This is a genomic window from Bacillus sp. FJAT-53060 (genome assembly GCF_037104745.1).
GTDB lineage: Bacteria > Bacillota > Bacilli > Bacillales > Bacillaceae > Bacillus > Bacillus stratosphericus_B.
On the sequence record NZ_JBAWSW010000030.1, the window covers coordinates 1 to 17,194 of the forward strand.

General features: G+C 40.5%; 17 protein-coding genes, 1 other RNA gene and 3 pseudogenes. 14 read left to right on the forward strand and 7 right to left on the reverse strand.

What is annotated here, in order from left to right; translation table 11 throughout:
- A partial coding sequence (locus WAX46_RS11430; protein WP_336493384.1) for an IS3 family transposase occupies window positions 1-186 on the forward strand: 186 nt, incomplete at its 5' end.
- Window positions 187-271: 85 nt separating this feature from the next.
- On the opposite strand, the gene WAX46_RS11435 is transcribed toward WAX46_RS11430, so the two are convergent.
- From WAX46_RS11435 to WAX46_RS11445, 3 genes are all read right to left on the reverse strand, one after another.
- On the reverse strand, window positions 272-1,072 hold the full coding sequence (locus WAX46_RS11435; protein ID WP_336494033.1) for a superoxide dismutase: 801 nt from the start codon (window positions 1,070-1,072) through the stop codon (window positions 272-274).
- On the reverse strand, window positions 1,065-2,942 hold the full coding sequence (locus WAX46_RS11440) for a terpene cyclase/mutase family protein (protein ID WP_336494036.1): 1,878 nt from the start codon (window positions 2,940-2,942) through the stop codon (window positions 1,065-1,067). Before WAX46_RS11440 ends, WAX46_RS11435 begins: the two co-directional genes overlap by 8 nt.
- Window positions 2,943-3,282: 340 nt before the next feature.
- Window positions 3,283-4,767 (reverse strand): aldehyde dehydrogenase family protein, encoded by a 1,485-nt coding sequence (locus tag WAX46_RS11445; RefSeq protein WP_226569125.1) that lies wholly within the window; start codon window positions 4,765-4,767, stop codon window positions 3,283-3,285.
- 213 nt (window positions 4,768-4,980) lie between these two features.
- Between WAX46_RS11445 and WAX46_RS11450 the strand changes: the two genes are divergently transcribed.
- From WAX46_RS11450 to WAX46_RS11480, 7 genes and pseudogenes are all read left to right on the forward strand, one after another.
- Complete coding sequence (locus WAX46_RS11450; RefSeq protein WP_336494037.1) at window positions 4,981-5,193, forward strand: DUF6501 family protein; 213 nt, start codon at window positions 4,981-4,983, stop codon at window positions 5,191-5,193.
- Between the two features lie 49 nt (window positions 5,194-5,242).
- A complete protein-coding gene (locus WAX46_RS11455; protein WP_226569122.1) occupies window positions 5,243-5,380 on the forward strand; it encodes a DUF4025 domain-containing protein in 138 nt (45 codons plus the stop codon).
- Window positions 5,381-5,670: 290 nt separating this feature from the next.
- Complete coding sequence (locus tag WAX46_RS11460) at window positions 5,671-6,012, forward strand: PH domain-containing protein (RefSeq protein ID WP_226569120.1); 342 nt, start codon at window positions 5,671-5,673, stop codon at window positions 6,010-6,012.
- A 359-nt stretch (window positions 6,013-6,371) separates the two neighbouring features.
- Window positions 6,372-6,563, forward strand: coding sequence for a hypothetical protein (locus WAX46_RS11465; protein WP_336494038.1), 192 nt, complete (start codon window positions 6,372-6,374; stop codon window positions 6,561-6,563).
- 133 nt (window positions 6,564-6,696) lie between these two features.
- Window positions 6,697-6,882: non-coding RNA, 6S RNA (gene ssrS, locus WAX46_RS11470), on the forward strand.
- A gap of 219 nt (window positions 6,883-7,101) precedes the next feature.
- Window positions 7,102-7,482: pseudogene (locus WAX46_RS15870) on the forward strand (HRDC domain-containing protein); the annotation flags it as partial.
- 246 nt (window positions 7,483-7,728) lie between these two features.
- Entirely contained in the window at window positions 7,729-8,520 is a 792-nt protein-coding gene (locus tag WAX46_RS11480; RefSeq protein WP_336494039.1) for a LysM peptidoglycan-binding and 3D domain-containing protein, read from the forward strand.
- Window positions 8,521-8,671: 151 nt separating this feature from the next.
- Here WAX46_RS11480 and WAX46_RS11485 read toward each other — a convergent pair.
- Window positions 8,672-9,203: pseudogene (locus WAX46_RS11485) on the reverse strand (hypothetical protein).
- A gap of 174 nt (window positions 9,204-9,377) precedes the next feature.
- Here WAX46_RS11485 and WAX46_RS11490 point away from each other — a divergent pair.
- The 4 genes from WAX46_RS11490 to prpB all read left to right on the forward strand — a co-directional run bounded on the left by WAX46_RS11490 (window position 9,378) and on the right by prpB (window position 13,593).
- Window positions 9,378-9,917, forward strand: a complete 540-nt coding sequence (locus WAX46_RS11490) for a DUF420 domain-containing protein (protein ID WP_226569112.1) — start codon at window positions 9,378-9,380, stop codon at window positions 9,915-9,917.
- A gap of 167 nt (window positions 9,918-10,084) precedes the next feature.
- Entirely contained in the window at window positions 10,085-11,227 is a 1,143-nt protein-coding gene (mmgD, locus tag WAX46_RS11495; protein WP_226569110.1) for a citrate synthase, read from the forward strand.
- 2 nt (window positions 11,228-11,229) lie between these two features.
- Window positions 11,230-12,666 (forward strand): bifunctional 2-methylcitrate dehydratase/aconitate hydratase, encoded by a 1,437-nt coding sequence (locus WAX46_RS11500; protein WP_226569108.1) that lies wholly within the window; start codon window positions 11,230-11,232, stop codon window positions 12,664-12,666.
- A 12-nt stretch (window positions 12,667-12,678) separates the two neighbouring features.
- Window positions 12,679-13,593 (forward strand): methylisocitrate lyase, encoded by a 915-nt coding sequence (prpB, locus tag WAX46_RS11505; protein ID WP_226569106.1) that lies wholly within the window; start codon window positions 12,679-12,681, stop codon window positions 13,591-13,593.
- 190 nt (window positions 13,594-13,783) lie between these two features.
- Here prpB and WAX46_RS11510 read toward each other — a convergent pair whose 3' ends face one another.
- On the reverse strand, window positions 13,784-14,446 hold the full coding sequence (locus WAX46_RS11510; RefSeq protein WP_226569104.1) for a lysozyme family protein: 663 nt from the start codon (window positions 14,444-14,446) through the stop codon (window positions 13,784-13,786).
- A gap of 95 nt (window positions 14,447-14,541) precedes the next feature.
- On the reverse strand, window positions 14,542-15,867 hold the full coding sequence (locus tag WAX46_RS11515) for an APC family permease (RefSeq protein ID WP_226569102.1): 1,326 nt from the start codon (window positions 15,865-15,867) through the stop codon (window positions 14,542-14,544).
- 187 nt (window positions 15,868-16,054) lie between these two features.
- On the opposite strand from WAX46_RS11515, the gene czrA reads away from it, so the two are divergent.
- A complete protein-coding gene (gene czrA / locus WAX46_RS11520; protein ID WP_007500691.1) occupies window positions 16,055-16,384 on the forward strand; it encodes a Zn(II)-responsive metalloregulatory transcriptional repressor CzrA in 330 nt (109 codons plus the stop codon).
- Between the two features lie 33 nt (window positions 16,385-16,417).
- Here the strand turns inward: czrA and WAX46_RS11525 are convergent, their stop codons facing one another.
- Window positions 16,418-16,942 carry a mother cell-specific membrane sporulation protein gene (locus WAX46_RS11525; RefSeq protein WP_336494045.1) on the reverse strand — a complete coding sequence of 175 codons (525 nt, stop codon included), beginning with the start codon at window positions 16,940-16,942 and terminating at the stop codon, window positions 16,418-16,420.
- A 118-nt stretch (window positions 16,943-17,060) separates the two neighbouring features.
- Here WAX46_RS11525 and WAX46_RS11530 point away from each other — a divergent pair.
- Window positions 17,061-17,189: pseudogene (locus tag WAX46_RS11530) on the forward strand (HTH domain-containing protein); the annotation flags it as partial.
- Window positions 17,190-17,194: the final 5 nt, after the last annotated feature.

Genomic DNA, 17,194 nt, shown 5'->3' on the forward strand with positions numbered 1-17,194 from the left:
GTTATCGAGAACTTCTTCGGTATCTTAAAGTCTGAATTTCTATACCTAAAAGAATTTGAGGACATCGAACACTTCAAGCAAGAACTTGAACAATATATTGATTACTACAATCACACACGTATAAAGACGAAACTAAAAGGCATGAGTCCGATACAATATCGAACTCATGCCTCGAAAGCTGTCTAATAAATACCGTGTCTAACTTAAGGGGGTCACTTCACATAGGCATTTGCCTAGATGGAGTATGTTCTCAAAAAGGTGTCCATTTGACTTATTGAGATTGCTTTAGTCTTGCTTCCGGTTCACGCCAGTCGACTACATTCCACCACAAGTCTACATATTGTGCCTTTTCATTTCGATACTGTAAATAGTATGCATGCTCCCATACATCAAGGGCAAGAAGAGGAATGACATCCCATTGCGATAAAAATTGATGGCGTTCTGCCTGTAAAATTTCTAAACGCTGTGACCGTGGCGCCCATACAAGGATCGCCCACCCGACACCTTCTACTTGTTTGGCAGCTGCTGAAAAATGTGATTTGAACGCCTCATAGCTGTCAAACGAATGCTCAATGAGACGGAGCAATTGACCAGTAGGCTTTCTTTTTCCTGAAGGACCCATGGAAAACCAAAAGATACAATGTAAATAATGTCCCGCTCCATGAAAGGCAAGTTCACGTTCCCAATGCTTGATCATCTTAAAATCATTCGTTCTTCTTGCTTTTTTTAACGCAAGCTCAGCTTCATTCAGACCATCGACATATGATTGATGATGCTTTTGATGGTGCAAATACATAATCTCTTTTGAAATATAAGGTTCTAGTGCTTCATACCGATAAGGGAGGGGAGGCAATTTGTGACCTCCAGCTGCTACATCTCGCAATGCTTCATGTTCTTTCATATCATCTGCAATACTTTCGGCTAGTTCGTACCACTCTTGTTCACTCGAACGGTCATCATCCATTTTTAACAATAAATTTTCTGCTTTCCGGCGGAGTTTTTCATCTTGAGACACGTTTTGAATAGAAGTAACCCAATCTTTGAGGTGCACCCGATATTCTTCCTTATTCATTCATACGCCTCATTTCTTCTAAAAATGTGGAACAAGCCATCATCGGAAACACGAATGGATAGCTATGGTATGTGATGTAAAATTGCTTTGGAAGTCCAATGCCTACTGGATAGTGCAAGGCTTCTTCCGTATGCTGATGATTTACTAAAAATGCGATGGCTTTTAAAATCGCTTTGTCATCTGGCTTCTCATATTGCAGGAGGGCCTCTGCTGCCCAAGCGGTTTGAACAACTGTACCAAACGATAGAGGCACATAAGTTTTCACCTCTGCACTTTTGCATGATTCTCCGAAGCTGCCATCCTCTCGTTGAATCTGTTTTAAGAAACGGCACGCTTTTTGAACGGCAGGGTGCGAGTAAGGGATGCCAGCAGCTTTGAGTCCTGTTAACGCTGCCCAGGTTCCATAAATATAACAAACGCCCCATCTGCCAAACCATGATCCGTTTTTCTCTTGATGGTCAAGGAGCCATTTCACACATCGATCTTTTTGCCTGACAATAGATGGAGAATCAGTGTTTTTCTCCTCTACACCAATTAGATGAAGCACGCGGCCTGTAATATCGGGAGTAGATGGATCAATGGCCGCATCCTCTGCAGATTCAAGCGGAAGATGACGAAGCAAAAAGTGATCCTGATTTTTTTCAAAAGCAGAAAAGCCGCCATCACGGTTTTGCATGGAAAGAAGCCACTCAAATCCTCGCTTCCATTGAACCTGAGCGTATGGTTTAGGGATTGCTTTTAACACAATTTGGGTATCATCACAATCAGGATTATTCGTATTAATATGTGAAAAACCAAAGCCACCCGGAGCGGCATGCCGGTTATGAATCGCCCAATCCGCTTTCTTCATTTGCTGCCGATTCAGCAAGTATGTGAACGACTTTGTGATAACGGGATCTTCTCGTTTTCTGCCTGCTTTTTGAGAAGCATAGCTGACAAGTGCTGTATCCCAAACAGTGGATGTGGAATTCTCAGCATACATCTCGCCTTGACAGTAGGTGACGAGCTTTTTCATGCCTTTGACCGCCTTTTGGATGAGATGATGTCCCGGGGAGTAACCAAGGCTCATCAACGCATAGACCATAAAGATTGTCGCACTTAAGTAGCTGTATAGTGTGCCATCTTTTTCAAGACGATCAAACATATATCGTTTTGCCGCTTCATACCCGAAAAAGTCTAGACGGCTATCTAAGGCGACATATGATCGCATATACGTTAGAAAGTGATGAGTTGAACGTTCTTCTCTCGCCATAAACCAGTCAAATGGATTTTGAGACATGTGGGCATCGAGATGTGCTAAGGATGGAAATTTTGTATGAGAGGTATACCGCTTGTTCAGTGCAATCATCATTGGGACAAAATGAATTCTTGCATACGCACTAAGGTGATAGAAGTGGAGCGGAAAGGACGTAGGGATGAGTAAAAAAGAAAGTGGTGCATAGAAGTAGGGCCAAGGGTGCATGCCATTGACGGCGAGCATCCACTTTGTCATAAAATGAACGTTTTTTAATCCACCTTTTGATCGAATATATTGTGCTGCTTTTTCCATATGAGGTTCGTCTTTTTGGAATCTGCCAGAAGCGAGCATCCCGCAATAACCTTGCACTGTTGCTGTTACATGTCCCGTTTGATCGTGATACAAGGAAAAGGAACCATCCTCATGTTGCTTCGCGCGAATAGCTTCTGCCAATTGATGGATCAATGCCTGATCAGGATCGCCGACGGCCTTTAACAGCATAATCAAAAATGCATTTGTCATCATGGGGCCTTCAAAGCAGAAAATAAAGGCGCCATCTTCTCTTTGCCTGCGTTCTACTTGGATGTGTAATTGTTCAATATACTCGTTTACTCTCGTTGTGAAATCCTGCATTTCGGCCTTTCTCCTTTCCTTTACCACTATATTCAGAAGCCTGCCTGTCACATGCCATAACAAAAAAGCCAATAACATCGGGGACTGACCACCATTTTTGAGACAGGGTTCAAAATACCTTTATTACAGTCAGTTGTTGTAACTCTTTTGTCGAAGTCCGAGCTAATTTCATTCGATTAGCCTCTACCTTTTATGTTGATGGGGTAATTAACTCTTTTTTTCATACAAAAACACCTCCAAATTGTTTTCAGGTATGCTATACCCGATGTTCAACTTAAAGGTGTTTTTATTTGTCTCACTTTATGGAGTCAGTCCATCGTCATCGGCTTTCTTTGCAGCATTAGTCTTGTAGATTGATCCACACACTTTTGACTTCTGTATAGTTGTTCAGGGCGTATGATCCCATTTCTCTGCCAAGCCCTGACTGTTTATATCCGCCAAACGGGGAGGCGGCATCAAAGACATTATAGCAGTTGACCCAAATCGTCCCTGCTTCAAGACGTGCAGCGATATCATGGGCATGCTTTAGATTTTCTGTCCATAGTCCCGCAGCTAATCCGTAATCAGATTGATTGGCCCGTTCGACAACTTCATCAATGGAATCGTAAGGAATAGCAGATAGTACAGGTCCGAAAATCTCTTCCTTAGCGATTGTCATCTCATCCTCTACATCTTTAAAAACAGTAGGGGAGACGAAATAGCCGGCCTCATAAGGGCAATCGCCGCCGACAACGGCTGTTGCCCCCTCTGATTTACCTTTTTTGATATAGCCTAACACAAGTTCTTGCTGCTCCTTACTGACAAGAGGTCCGATTTGAGTATCCTGATGAAGACCAGCGCCTTGCTTTAATGATGTCGCATATTTCGCCATTTGATCGACCACTTCATCGTATTGGCTTCGGTGAACAAAGACTCTCGATCCTGCACAGCACACCTGGCCTTGGTTAAACATAACGCCATTTAAAGCACCTGGAATGGCTTTCTTTAAATCAGCATCTGGTAAAATAATATTTGGCGATTTTCCGCCAAGTTCTAGTGTGACACGCTTAATGGATTTAGCCGCTTTCTCCATAATTAATTTCCCAACACTTGTTGACCCTGTGAAGGCTAGTTTGTTGACATCCGGGTGATCGGTTAATGCTTCCCCGGCTGTTTCACCGAATCCAGGCACGATGTTAATAACGCCTTCTGGGAATCCAGCCTGATTCACTAGATCAGCTAAGTAAAGAGCGGAGAGTGGTGTTTGTTCAGCCGGCTTTAAAACAATGGTGCACCCTGTAGCTAGTGCAGCACCCATTTTCCACATCGCCATGAGAAGGGGGAAGTTCCAAGGAATGATTTGTCCCACAACACCAACAGGCTCATGCCGGGTATAATTAAAATATCCCTGACTGACAGGAATGGTTTGTCCAGTCATTTTCGTAGTCCAGCCCGCGTAATATCGCATGTGCTCAATGGCGAGAGGAATATCGGCATTCGTTGTTTCATTAATCGGTTTTCCGTTATCTAGTGTTTCAAGCTGAGCAAGCTCTTCTTGGTTTTCTTCCATTAAATCTGCAAGCTTAAACATCAGGCGGGCGCGTTCAGCGGCAGACTTAGAACGCCAAGGACCATGAAAGGCTTTTTTAGCAGCTTTCACTGCCTCATCAATGTCTTTCGCACCCGCTTCATATACTTCTATAAGGGTTTCTCCTGTAGCTGGGTTAGGAGTAGAAAAAGTTTTGTTATCGTGACTTGTAACAAATTGACCGTTAATGTAGAGTTTTTTTGTCCCTTGGAGAAAAGATTCGAGTTTTGAACTGATTTGAAGTGTTGTAGAGCTCATAAATAAACAAACCTCCTTAAAGATATAGGTTGTTCTGCGAGTTCTAGGTGGAAAAAGTGGACGTGAAGCAATTGAATCTTTATACGCCACATATGTAAACGTATATATTTATCTTATTACACGATATGTTTGAAAGCAATCCATAACACTCATTGCATTTCACAAAAAATTGGCTACAATAAATATATAGATGAAAAAAGGAGTTTTTATATCATGATCCATCTAAACAGGCAAACGGCTAAAACGTTAAAACAAGTAAAATGTGTACATACGAACGCAAAAAAATATATGGTCAACCGCACTCTAACGGTTGGAAACACATATGAAGTGAAAAATGAAACAGAGGAATTCCTCTTTGTGGTTGATAATACCGGTAAAGTAGGCGGGTATTACAAAGAGTATTTCGAAGATTTATCTGCTGAATGATTTTAATGATCATCACTCATACTAAGAAAAACAGTAAAGGGTGATGATGATGAAAAAACAGCAACCAGACGAGCAGAAAAATAAAAATGCTTGGCATGATAACGAAGACGCTGATATGGCGATCACGCTTGAGCAGATTTCTGATGTGTATGCCGAGGGCACGATTGATACCCCAAAAGATGAATAGCCATCTAAAACAGTGATTTTGAACAATCACTGTTTTTTTATGGGTGATTATAATAGGATGATCAAGCATTTTTTCTTGAAAAGAACTGAAACTTTTTTCCTGTTTTAACAGTCTAAATAAGTAGATGAAAGAGCATCGAATCCAAAAGAAAAAGGTAAATGAAATTTAATCTATTCGTAATGGAATAACGATCATTTATAGCGTAGTCTATAAGTGAGAATAAAACGTACCCACAGAGCGGTGTGGCCGTTTTGTCATAAAGGAATTTGATGCAGGAAGAGGGGATTTGCATGGGTATTTTTTCTATCAGTAAACAAAATGATCATAAAAAATTCGAATCCTTATTAATTGAAGGTGAGAGGATTGAGGCTGTTTACAGACTGCGTCACGACCAAATTTGTTTCACCAATAAACGACTGATCTTTGGCGATAACCGCGTATTTTCTAAAAAGAAAGTCAGAGTCTCCTTGCCGTATCGATCAATTGAAATTTTTGCCATTCAAGAAGCTGGCGTGTTTGATCAGGATACAGGTATGCTGCTTGTCACAAGCTCAAAAGTATTTGAACTCGATTTTTCTAAAGATACAGATTTGAGCGATGTGCAAGCCATTTTAACAAAACATCTATGCTGATTAACTTTGCGATTACATAAATCACATGCACTTTTCTTATTTTTCGTTCTTATTTTCATACATCGCACATTCTTGAGCTTTTCCTATTATAGAAGAGGAAAGGCTTTTTTCTGTCTGCCAGGAAGACTTGTCATTCGCAATTTTTAAAAAAAGGATGGCCGCTTCAATTAAAAAAGGATGTCAAAGGATCAAAAAAGAAAGAAGAGTCCAAACGGTGTTGGGAATCATATCGGTGATCACGGGAGCATTTATCTAGACCGCATGACAGAACAAACGCTGGATCAAGGATCAGCTTGAAGGTGAAATTAGTGCGGCACATATGGGATATGTGAGAAAATAGGACAAGACATACCATATGAATGTATAAAAGCAGCACCGTATATACGTTAAAGAAAAACGAAGAAACCGATCAAGAGCCGAATGAATTCGATCGATCATTCTCCGATCAAATACGTGATTTAACAAATAGAGAAACAATAAATCAGATGCATTCAGATACGTACGAAAGATTGGAGGAAGAGCAGGGTGTTGATTTAGATAAGGAGAAATAGTATGATGAGAGGAAGTTAAATTTTTTCAGAATAATGTTTTCTTGTTTATGAATGGACAAATTTCTTAGTATACATGAGCATTTTATAGAAAAAACATATCTTGAAATTTAATAAACTTTCGTGTAGTATAGTACAAAGGTTGCGATGCGCGTAATATTAATGAAGTTTTAACCTTTAAGCTGTAATAGGGAGTTTTATATCGAAGCTGGAATGTCAAGCCTCCTTTGAGAGGAAGACAGGAACGTTTCTGCAAACACCCACTTTGAGGAGTGGTGGTTTAAAACTTTCTTACTTAGATTACGGCATCCGCAGCTTTTCTAGGATGATTCAAGCCATTTTCCATTTTGGGAAATGGCTTTTTATTTTGCCCAATCTACGAAATTGAACAGACCTAATGTGAATGCACGAATGCAAAATAGACAAAACAAATGACGGAGAGGGAATGGGATGTTAGAACAAGCAGAAATGGCTTTGATGGCTTTAGGCGAGGACAGAAACAAGCCATTGAATCGATTGGAAGGAACGCAGCAGTGTCTGCAACGAACGATTTGGTAAAATGATGATTTCCTAGTACTGGCAGGCTCTAAAAACAAAAAAAGTGCTTGAGCTTCGTTTTGACAGGCTTCCGACATATGGTTGAATGAAACGACAATTAAAGAAAGTGCTAGTTGGACAAGAGGCTGTATATAAAAAGCAGGCGATCAAGCCAGAGGCCATTGAGAGTGGTGAGAAATGAATTTAGCGAAAGAGCAGGGCGTTCCGCATTTGTTGTAATTTCTGATCAAACATTAAAGCAATGGAGCCTAAAACGGAAGAAGAACTTCTCAATATTAAGGGTGTCGGAGAACAAAAAAGAGAGAAATACGTGGATGTTTTCTTAGAAGAAATTCGTTTATTTATAGAAAAAGAGAAAAAATAAAGAGAGGAAAAATATTTTTTTGCTGCGCTTAGACACATTTTCATTAGGTTGTTTTCCATCCTTTTAAAACCTTGATGTGACAAGGGATTGGGCTGTTTAGTAGTCTGATTTACCAAAGGAGAGAGATGTTTCATGTAAAGGAACTGTAATCTAAAACATATCGTTTTGTTATTGAAATGACATTTACATATGTTACGATAGCACTCGTTAGCCGCCATAAAAAGCTAACAAGGGAGGATTTACTTTATGAAGAAGACTATTATGTCCTTGATTGCGGTTGCAGCAATCTCATCAACAGCAATCGGAACGCAGCAAGCTTCTGCAAAGGAAATCACTGTACAAAAAGGTGATACACTTTGGGGTATTTCACAGAAAAATGATGTGTCTCTTAAGGACCTAAAAGGTTGGAACAATTTATCTACAGACATGATCTACGTAGGTGATAAATTGACAATCTCTTCAAAAGAGAAAGCTCAGGAGCAGTACAAAGTCCAGAAGGGGGACAGCCTCTGGAAAATTGCTCAAAAATTCAATGTCTCAATTAGCGATCTTAAGTCTTGGAATAACTTAAACTCAGATATAATAATGATTGGTTCAACACTAAGTGTTGCTGGTCAAAGCTCTGCTCCGGTAAGCTCAGAGCCTGTTCAAAAACAGGAACCTGTCCAAAAAGAGCAAACAAAGAAAAAAGCTGCTCCTAAGAAGGTAACAGCTAAAGCAGAATCATCTTCTGCTATTCAAAGTGTACAAAAAGAAATGACTGTAACGGCTACGGCTTATACAGCAAATGATGGTGGTATCTCAGGTATCACTGCAACAGGGGTAAACTTAAACAAAAACCCGAATGCAAAAGTCATTGCAGTAGATCCTAATGTCATTCCATTAGGAAGTAAGGTTTATGTTGAAGGCTACGGTGAAGCCATAGCAGCAGATACTGGCGGCGCAATTAAAGGTAACAAAATTGATGTACACCTACCAAGCAAATCCCAAGCAAAAAATTGGGGCGTAAAATCAGTCAAAGTGAAAGTATTTAACTAGTAATCTACTGTTTTTTGGAAGAAAGCATCAGGTGGCGGCCTGATGCTTTTATTGTACCCTTTTTTGGTCAAAAAAACACATATTTTTCTGAAAAAATTGCATTTTCGACAAAAACCAGCGTATACGTCATGATAAACGTTGGTTTTCGTTGTTAGCTGTCCACCCAATAAATTTCTCCATTCTGTTCTTTCCAATTGATTTGAACATCAAAATGGTGTTTTTCATAAAAATGAATCAAGAGATCGACGTGATTCCAGTCTCTTTTGACGAGATCACCAGTAATCACTGGAATGTTCTGATCTCTTGCGATTTCTTTTAAATGCACCTTACATATTGAGCCGTAACCATTATCTGGCGGGCCTTTAATATCGGCGATATGAATCTTTCCTTCTTCAGGATATTCAGCAATTAAGGAAAAATCAGATTGTCCGCGAAAAGCTTTTTCACAATCGCTTAACATGATCTTACATGTATCAGCAATTTCAATGGTGGAGACGATCATCCACTCATCTTCTTTGGATTGATCAATTCCAATGATCTTTTCGCGAAATATCTATCATATTTTCTTGCATCCGATACATTTGGAACTGCAATTGCTGTAATTCTTGCTCTAATGTCTTCACATCTTTGGTTGTTTCTTGTAAGATTGACAAGTCCATTGCCCCTTTCTTAGAATCGATCATAAAAACCACACAAATTCCCATTTTAAAGGAAGTGGCTGGATCTTTCAAGTCACTAGAAGGCTGACAATGGGCAAGTTTGTCTAAAATTCGACGAAGATAGTGAATTCATTGACTTTATAGAGAAAGTTAAATAACATACACTTAGTCGGAACTAATAAAGAGAGGTTTTCAAACATGAACGAACAGAATCAAAAAACGAAAAATTTTACCGGCATTGTTGTCTTCTTAACAATTGCCATAAACGGATTAATTGCTTTATTATTTTTCATGCCAAAAACAGATAAATTTGCTCATCTGGATATTACATTTCTGCCATTATTGAATGCCGTGATGAACAGCTTTACGTTTATCTTTTTACTGTCAGCGCTCATTATGATTAAACAAAAGAACATTAAAGCGCATAGACGATTTATCTTTGCCGCTTTTTCAACAACACTTGTCTTTTTAATTTCGTATGTGACGTATCATTCAATGGCAGCTGATACACACTTCGGGGGAGAAGGGATCATTCGCCCGATCTACTTCTTTATTTTAATCACACATATCGTGTTATCTGCCGTCATTGTACCGCTTGCACTAATTACACTATTTAGAGGCGCACAGATGCAAGTCGAGCGTCATCGTAAAATTGCCCGCTGGACAATGCCGCTTTGGCTCTATGTCAGTCTAACTGGCGTCATTGTGTATATCATGATTTCTCCATACTACAGCTAACGTATGTCCAACTGGACATACGTTCTTTTATTTACAAGATGAAGTGCTTTGGATAAAATGGAAATTGGGTATCCGACTTGCACGGTATCTTCCCATCATAGAATCACATCATTTCTGGCCGTTTGCTCGTTTGGAGAACAACAATTGAACGAAACGGGGGTTATATGATGACTGAACAATTGCAGTATAAACCGGGGCTTGAAGACATTGTGGCAAGCGAAACGTCAATTTCGTACTTAGATGTGCAGCAAGAAGAAATTGTGATTCGTGGTTATGACCTCATTGAGTTGGCACAAAACAAGACATACCTAGAAACAGCCTATCTGCTCATTTATGGAAGATTACCAGATGCAATGGAATATCACCAATTCAAGCAAGACATTTCCTCACAAACAAACTTACATCCAACCATTCAAACCATTTTGACAAAGCTGCCAAAAACCACTCACCCGATGGATGCCATGAGAACTTGCTTATCTGCTCTTGCAGGGTACGATGAAGCATTGCATAATCGAACAGAAGCGTGCCAAAAATTGCGTGCAGTTCGATTACTAAGCCAGCTGCCAGCCATTGTTGCTGGAAGCTATCATATTCTCGGAAAAGATGCCACCATTTCTCCAGATCAGACCAAATCCTACACTGAAAACTTTTTAGCTATGCTCACTGGCCGCACTCCGACACAAGACGAAATCACCGCTTTTGACCAAACGCTCACGCTATATAGTGAGCATGAGCTGCCGAATTCGACGTTCGCTGCCAGAGTTATTGCTTCCACGCATTCTGATATGTACGGCGCTTTTACTGGAGCGATTTCCTCATTAAAAGGGGATTTACACGGGGGAGCGAATGAAGCAGTCATGCACATGCTTCTCGAAGGAAAAACGACAGAAGGTTTTCTTGCACTCATTGAACGAAAATTAGCCGCAAAAGAAAAAATGATGGGCTTTGGCCACCGGGTATACATGAGAAAAATGGACCCGAGAGCTGCTCTTTTAAAACGATCGTTAAAAACGCTTACGGAATCAAAAGGAGATACAACGCTGTATGACATGTGTGTAGCAGGTGAGGCATACATGAAAGAGAAGAAAAATCTCTATCCGAATCTTGATTATTATGCGGCACCTATATATTACGTGCTTGGGGTTCCTATTTCACTTTACACACCGATTTTCTTTGCTGCGAGAGCAAGCGGATTAGCTGCCCATGTGATTGAGCAACATTTGCACAATCGTATTTTTAGACCGAGAGTTCGGTATTTAGGGCCAAGAGGATTAAAACTCTTAAATGATGATGGAAAAACGGGGGAATGAACATGAAGAAAACAGCAGTAGCCAATCAAACGGATCAGCTCTTAGAAGAAATCGCAGCCTATGCCGTAGACGGAGACATTACGAGCAAAGAGGCAATTGAAACAGCACGATATGTACTCATGGACACGCTCGGCTGCGGAATGCTGGCGCTGAATTTCCCAGAATGCACGAAGCACCTTGGACCAATCGTACCTGGAACAGTCGTGCCGAACGGGGCAAGAGTGCCTGGCACTTCGTTTGTGTTAGATCCAGTTCAAGCGGCTTTTAATATAGGATGTATGATTCGCTGGCTAGATTATAATGACACGTGGCTTGCGCAGGAGTGGGGCCATCCGTCTGATAACCTTGGCGGGATATTAGCTGTAAGTGATTATATAAGCAGAACGAGGCTTGCAAACGGAGAAGAGCCGCTCACGATGAATGACGTACTGCATGCGATTGTGAAGGCACATGAAATACAAGGTGTGCTTGCTTTAAAAAATTGTCTGAATCGAAATGGCTTGGATCATGTTCTATTTGTCAAGGTGGCTTCAAGTGCAGTGGTTTGCGCCATGCTTGGCGGAACGAAGGAAGAAGTGCAGCATGTTATATCACAAGCCTTTGTTGATAATTCCCCGCTTAGAACGTATCGTCATGCCCCGAACACAGGATCAAGGAAATCATGGGCAGCAGGTGATGCAACAAGCCGCGCGGTAAGACTGGCGATGATGACATTGAAGGGGGAAATGGGCTATCAAACGCCGCTAAGTGCAGAAAAGTGGGGATTTGAAGATGTGTTAATGAAGGGGAAACCACTCACACTCGCTCAGCCGCTTGGATCATATGTCATAGAAAATGTACTCTTTAAGATTGCATACCCTGCTGAATTTCATGCACAAACTGCCGCGGAGGCTGCCGTGATGCTACATGACGCTGTCAAAGATCGATTAGATGAAATCGACCGGGTGGAGATAACCACACATGAATCAGCGATTCGGATTATTGACAAGAAAGGGCCGCTTTACAATCCAGCAGACCGTGATCATTGCTTACAATATATTACAGCCATTGGGCTAATCTATGGTGAGCTTACAGCTGATCATTATGAAGAAGAAATTGCGCAAAATCCGGTCATTGATCGTTTGCGTGATCAAATGGTTGTCAAAGAAGATAAACGTTATACAGAGGACTATTTAGATCCGAAAAAGAGATCCATTGCAAACTGTGTTCAAATCTTCTTTAAAGATGGGACCATGACAGACAGGATAGAGATTGAGTATCCGCTTGGTCATCGCAGAAGAAGGCAGGAAGGCATTCCGCTGCTTGAAAAGAAATGGGCGTATCATTTGAAAATAAGATTCCCACAAAAACAAAGAGATCAAATTGTGTCACTTTGTCAAAATCCAAATCAATTAAAAACAACGACAGTACCAGCATTTATGGACTTATTCGTGATATAAGGGGGAACTAGCGTGTGGATCGTGAATGATGAAACGAGTCAAGCTGAATTAGCCGCAGCCTTTAAAGAGCAAATGAACAAATCCGCTTTATTTCAAATCCCAGGCGTTCACGATGGAATGTCTGCGCTCTATGCAAAAAAAATGGGCTTTCAAGGGCTTTATTTATCAGGTGCTGCTTTTTGTGCCAGCAAAGGACTTCCTGACCTCGGCATGATCCATTCAACGGAAATGGCTGAAAAAGCAAAGGAAATCGTTCGAGCTTCTCAGTTACCTCTTTTGGTGGATATGGACACTGGCTATGGCGGTGTATTAAATGCAGCAAGGGCGGCAAAAGAAATGGTTGAGAGTAAGGTAGCGGCTGTTCAAATTGAAGACCAGCAAATGCCGAAAAAATGTGGGCATTTAAACGGGAAGTCACTAGTTCCTGTAGAAGAGATGATCGCGAAAATCAAAGCCATCAAACAAGCGACACCATCGCTTCTAGTCATTGCTAGAACCGATGCAAAGTCCGTAAATGGAATGGAGGATGTCATTCATCGTTCCAATTTGTATATAGAAGCAGGAGCTGATGCCATTTTTCCTGAGGCGCTCATCACAGCAGAAGACTTCATGCATGCTTCAAACTATATAAAAGGGGCGCTGCTAGCAAACATGACGGAGTTTGGAAAGACGCCTTATTATCATAAAGATGAATTTTCCGTTTTTGGCTTTCAAATGGTCATTTACCCTGTGTCATCACTCAGAGTTGCTGCAAAAGCGTATGAGCGTTTATTTACAGAAATCATTGAAAAGGGAACGCAACAGGGAATGCTGAAGGACATGCAAACGAGAAAAGAGCTGTACGACACGATTCATTATGATGAATATGAGGAAATGGATAAGCTTTTAGCAAAAACGATTCTTCCAGAAATCGGTAAGGAACATTAATAAATGAAAAAGCACCTCCCAAACGGCAGGTGCTCAGCGTGTCGACAAACCTGGCATTTGCTCTCTGCTCCGGTACTCGTCTTTGCTATACCTCTAGGGTTTCAAAAACGTGAAAAGAAAGAGCTAAAAACAAAAATCACTTTAGCTCTTTCTCAACAATCTGAAGCACTTTCAAATGGAAGTGCTTTTTTTACTGTGATGGTGTGAATGATGAAGCCAATTTCATCTTTTCTTCAACTGTTTTCGTTTTTTCTTTTACTTTTTCAGCATAAGTGAAATCACCGTAGCAATACGGATAGCGGAAGTTATCTTTGTTGCCCCCGCACGTATAGACTTTTGGGTTTTGTTTCACTTGCTTATTAGAGTATTGCTTTGCCAATTTCTCGGAATGTTTTCCCCCGTTTTTTGCAACAAAATCAATATAGCCGATTCCCATGTTATAGCTTTGAATAATGGTTTCCAAATCAACGCCTTTTTTCTTTCCATGCTTGTACATGGTCGAAAAATGATGGACTCCTTGTCTAATGCTTTTCTGAGGGTCATTGATTTCGTTTCGTTTCAAACCAAGAGATTCAGAGGATTGCATAGGATCTCCACCTCTGCCTTTTGATTCTTGATACATCATACCGAGGATTAACGCGGTATATTGATCTAAATCTTGATCTCTTAACTCTGTTTCTACCAGCGGTTTGTAATCATCCAGTCTCGACAAAACAATTGATTCCGTATCAATGGGCAGCTTTTTTAACTCCTTTTGATTAAAGGAAATGACAATGGCTGCTAATACGAAAACAAACAGAAAAATCGTGAAACAGCCTGAAATGGCAAAACATCCTTTTTTTCTCTTTTTCAAGGTCAGTTCCCCCTGTTTTGCCCCGCTTTTAAAAGGGAAGTACAGCCTTATTATTATGACACATCCTGCATCGGATACCAAGTGAAAACCTATTATCAGTCATACCCAAACGTAAATTCAGGTCTTGTTTTCAGCCTGTAGCAAAAATAAAGAAAACCGATAATGAGCCAGACCAATCCAATAATTAATGCATTTGTACTGATGCTTGTTAAAAGCCAAATACAAAAGGCCGTGCCGCAAAGAGGGATCACTGCATATCTCAATGTATTCAGTACACCTCTTTGTTTTTGTTTCACGAAATAGTACGCAAAAACAGATAAGTTCACAAAAGTGAATCCAATCAATGCGCCGAAGCTGATAAACGAATAAATGACCTCAAGCTCCCCGATGACCGCGGATAAAGAGAACACACCAATTAATAAAATATTAAAAACAGGGGTTTTTAATGTCGGATGAACATAACCGAAAAAACGTTTCGGTAAAGATTTGTCTTTCCCCATCGCATATAACAGTCTTGCTGCACTCGCGTGTGACGATAACGAGGAAGAGATCACAGCGACCATGGTGCCAGCTAAAAAGAATGAGTGGAGAAATGCGCCACCCACAAATTCCGCAATTTCAAGGGAGGCCGCATCGGGATGCTTGAACTGCTGAAAATTTGGAAACACCTGCTGCAAGAAATAAGAAGTAAGGGTAAAAAGCACACCTCCAATGGCGACCGTTAAGAAAATCGCAAGAGGGATCGTCTTTTTGGGCTTGATGGTTTCCTCAGACATTGTTGAAATTGCATCAAATCCTAGAAAAGAAAAACATAAAATGGTCGCCCCTGAAAAAATAAGAGCCGGATCTAAGCTCGCCGAATAAAACGGACGGACTGACAATAATTCTCCGGTGCCTGCGTTTTGTGTGAGTCCATAAATAATAAACCCAACAAATGTGACAGCGACAATGACCTGAAAGGTGACAAATAGCGCCGTAATGTTGGCTGTGAGCCGAATACCGATTACATTGACAGTCGTTATGGCGATAGCAAGTATGATGATCCAAATGTAATGAGGTACATCAGGAAAGGCTGCGGTTAAATAAGCACTTCCGATTGCAAAATTCACCATAGGCAAAAATAAATAATCCAGCAAAAGTGTCCAGCCTACAAGGAAGCCGACGTGAGGATGAATACTTTTTTGTGCGTATGTATATGCAGATCCTGCTTTTGGAAAAGCCTTCACCATATTCCCATAGCTAAGCGCTGTCAATAGTAATGCAAGTAAAGTAAATATATAAGCTGCAGCTACGTGTCCTTTCGTCAGCTGAGCAACAATGCCGTATGAATCAAATACGACAAGTGGGTCCATATAAGCAAGCCCGATCACAACAAGTGGAAAGACAGTCAGGCTGCGTTTTAGTCTTGGCTCTTCAGTCAATTTGCCTATCAGCTCCTCTAAAAAAATGAATAAATAATGCTCATTTTAAAAAGAATGCTACCACGTGTCAATGCTATTTGAATAAATCTTTTTTCTAAAGGTTTGTAAGCTTTGCATGCCGAACGTTTTGGTATATGATGATACATAGAATAAGTCGTGGTGTGACTGACAAGAAAGGTGAAGTGAAATGAAGGAAGAACTGAATACAAATCAAGAACAGGAACGGATGGAGCTGGACGAAGAAAGTCTATTTCTTGTCTCACAAACCTTTAAAGCCTTATCTGATCCGACGCGTATTCGTATTCTGCACCTGCTGTCTCAAGGTGAACATTCGGTGAATGATATAGCGGAAACACTGAACCTTATGCAATCAACTGTTTCTCATCAGCTCCGCTTTTTAAAAAACCTTCGTCTCGTGAAATCTAGACGAGCAGGGACCTCGATTTTTTACAGCCCTGAAGATCAACATGTGATGGAAGTGCTTGAACAAATGATTCACCATGCACAGCATGATTGATAAAAAACCTTCCTACTTTCATATAGGAAGGTTTTATGTATGATGCACATGAGTTGACCTTTTACTAGCTTTCATCATTTGATAAGAGTAAACAATATAGTAAGCATCTAGCAGGAAAAAGCTGAGCATGGTCAGGGCATCATCACTTACAATATGCTGATACAATTCAACGATATCAATTTTTGTGATCGCATGTTTGGTCAGCTCGACCAATTTAAATGCAAGCCTAGATAAAAACAAACATAAAATGAAGCTCTCAATCCATTTACTCGTTTTGACATAAAGCCGGCCATTTTCTACTTTCATACAGATCGTCTCATAGGCGTGAATGGCTAGACTGCTTCCGAAGATCATGCCAATTGTGGCATAGATAAAAATACTGTGATTTTGCCATCCTTCTGATAAGAGAATAAGGGCAGTGAAACCAAATACATACATTCTCATGAAAAGATTTACCGGGCGCACAAGCTGATAGCGTCTCATTCGATTCATTCGAATGATGATCCATGTCAAAATGATGATCCCGATCATGAACAACTGCCACATGTTATGTGTCATGATGCAACCTCCTCCTGCACGAGCAGGGATGTAAACGAATGCTTGCTGTTACTTATCTTTACCATTCTTTCTTTTTTTATCAAATCAAAACCTACATTTATGAAAAAAAGGAAAAGTCATGAAAATTGATCGCATTTTGTCCATTGTGATGCTCCTCATCAGTAAGAAGCAAGTACAAGCCAAAGACCTCGCTGAACTTCATGGAGTGAGCGTGAGAACCATTTATCGTGATATTGATACCATCAATACGAC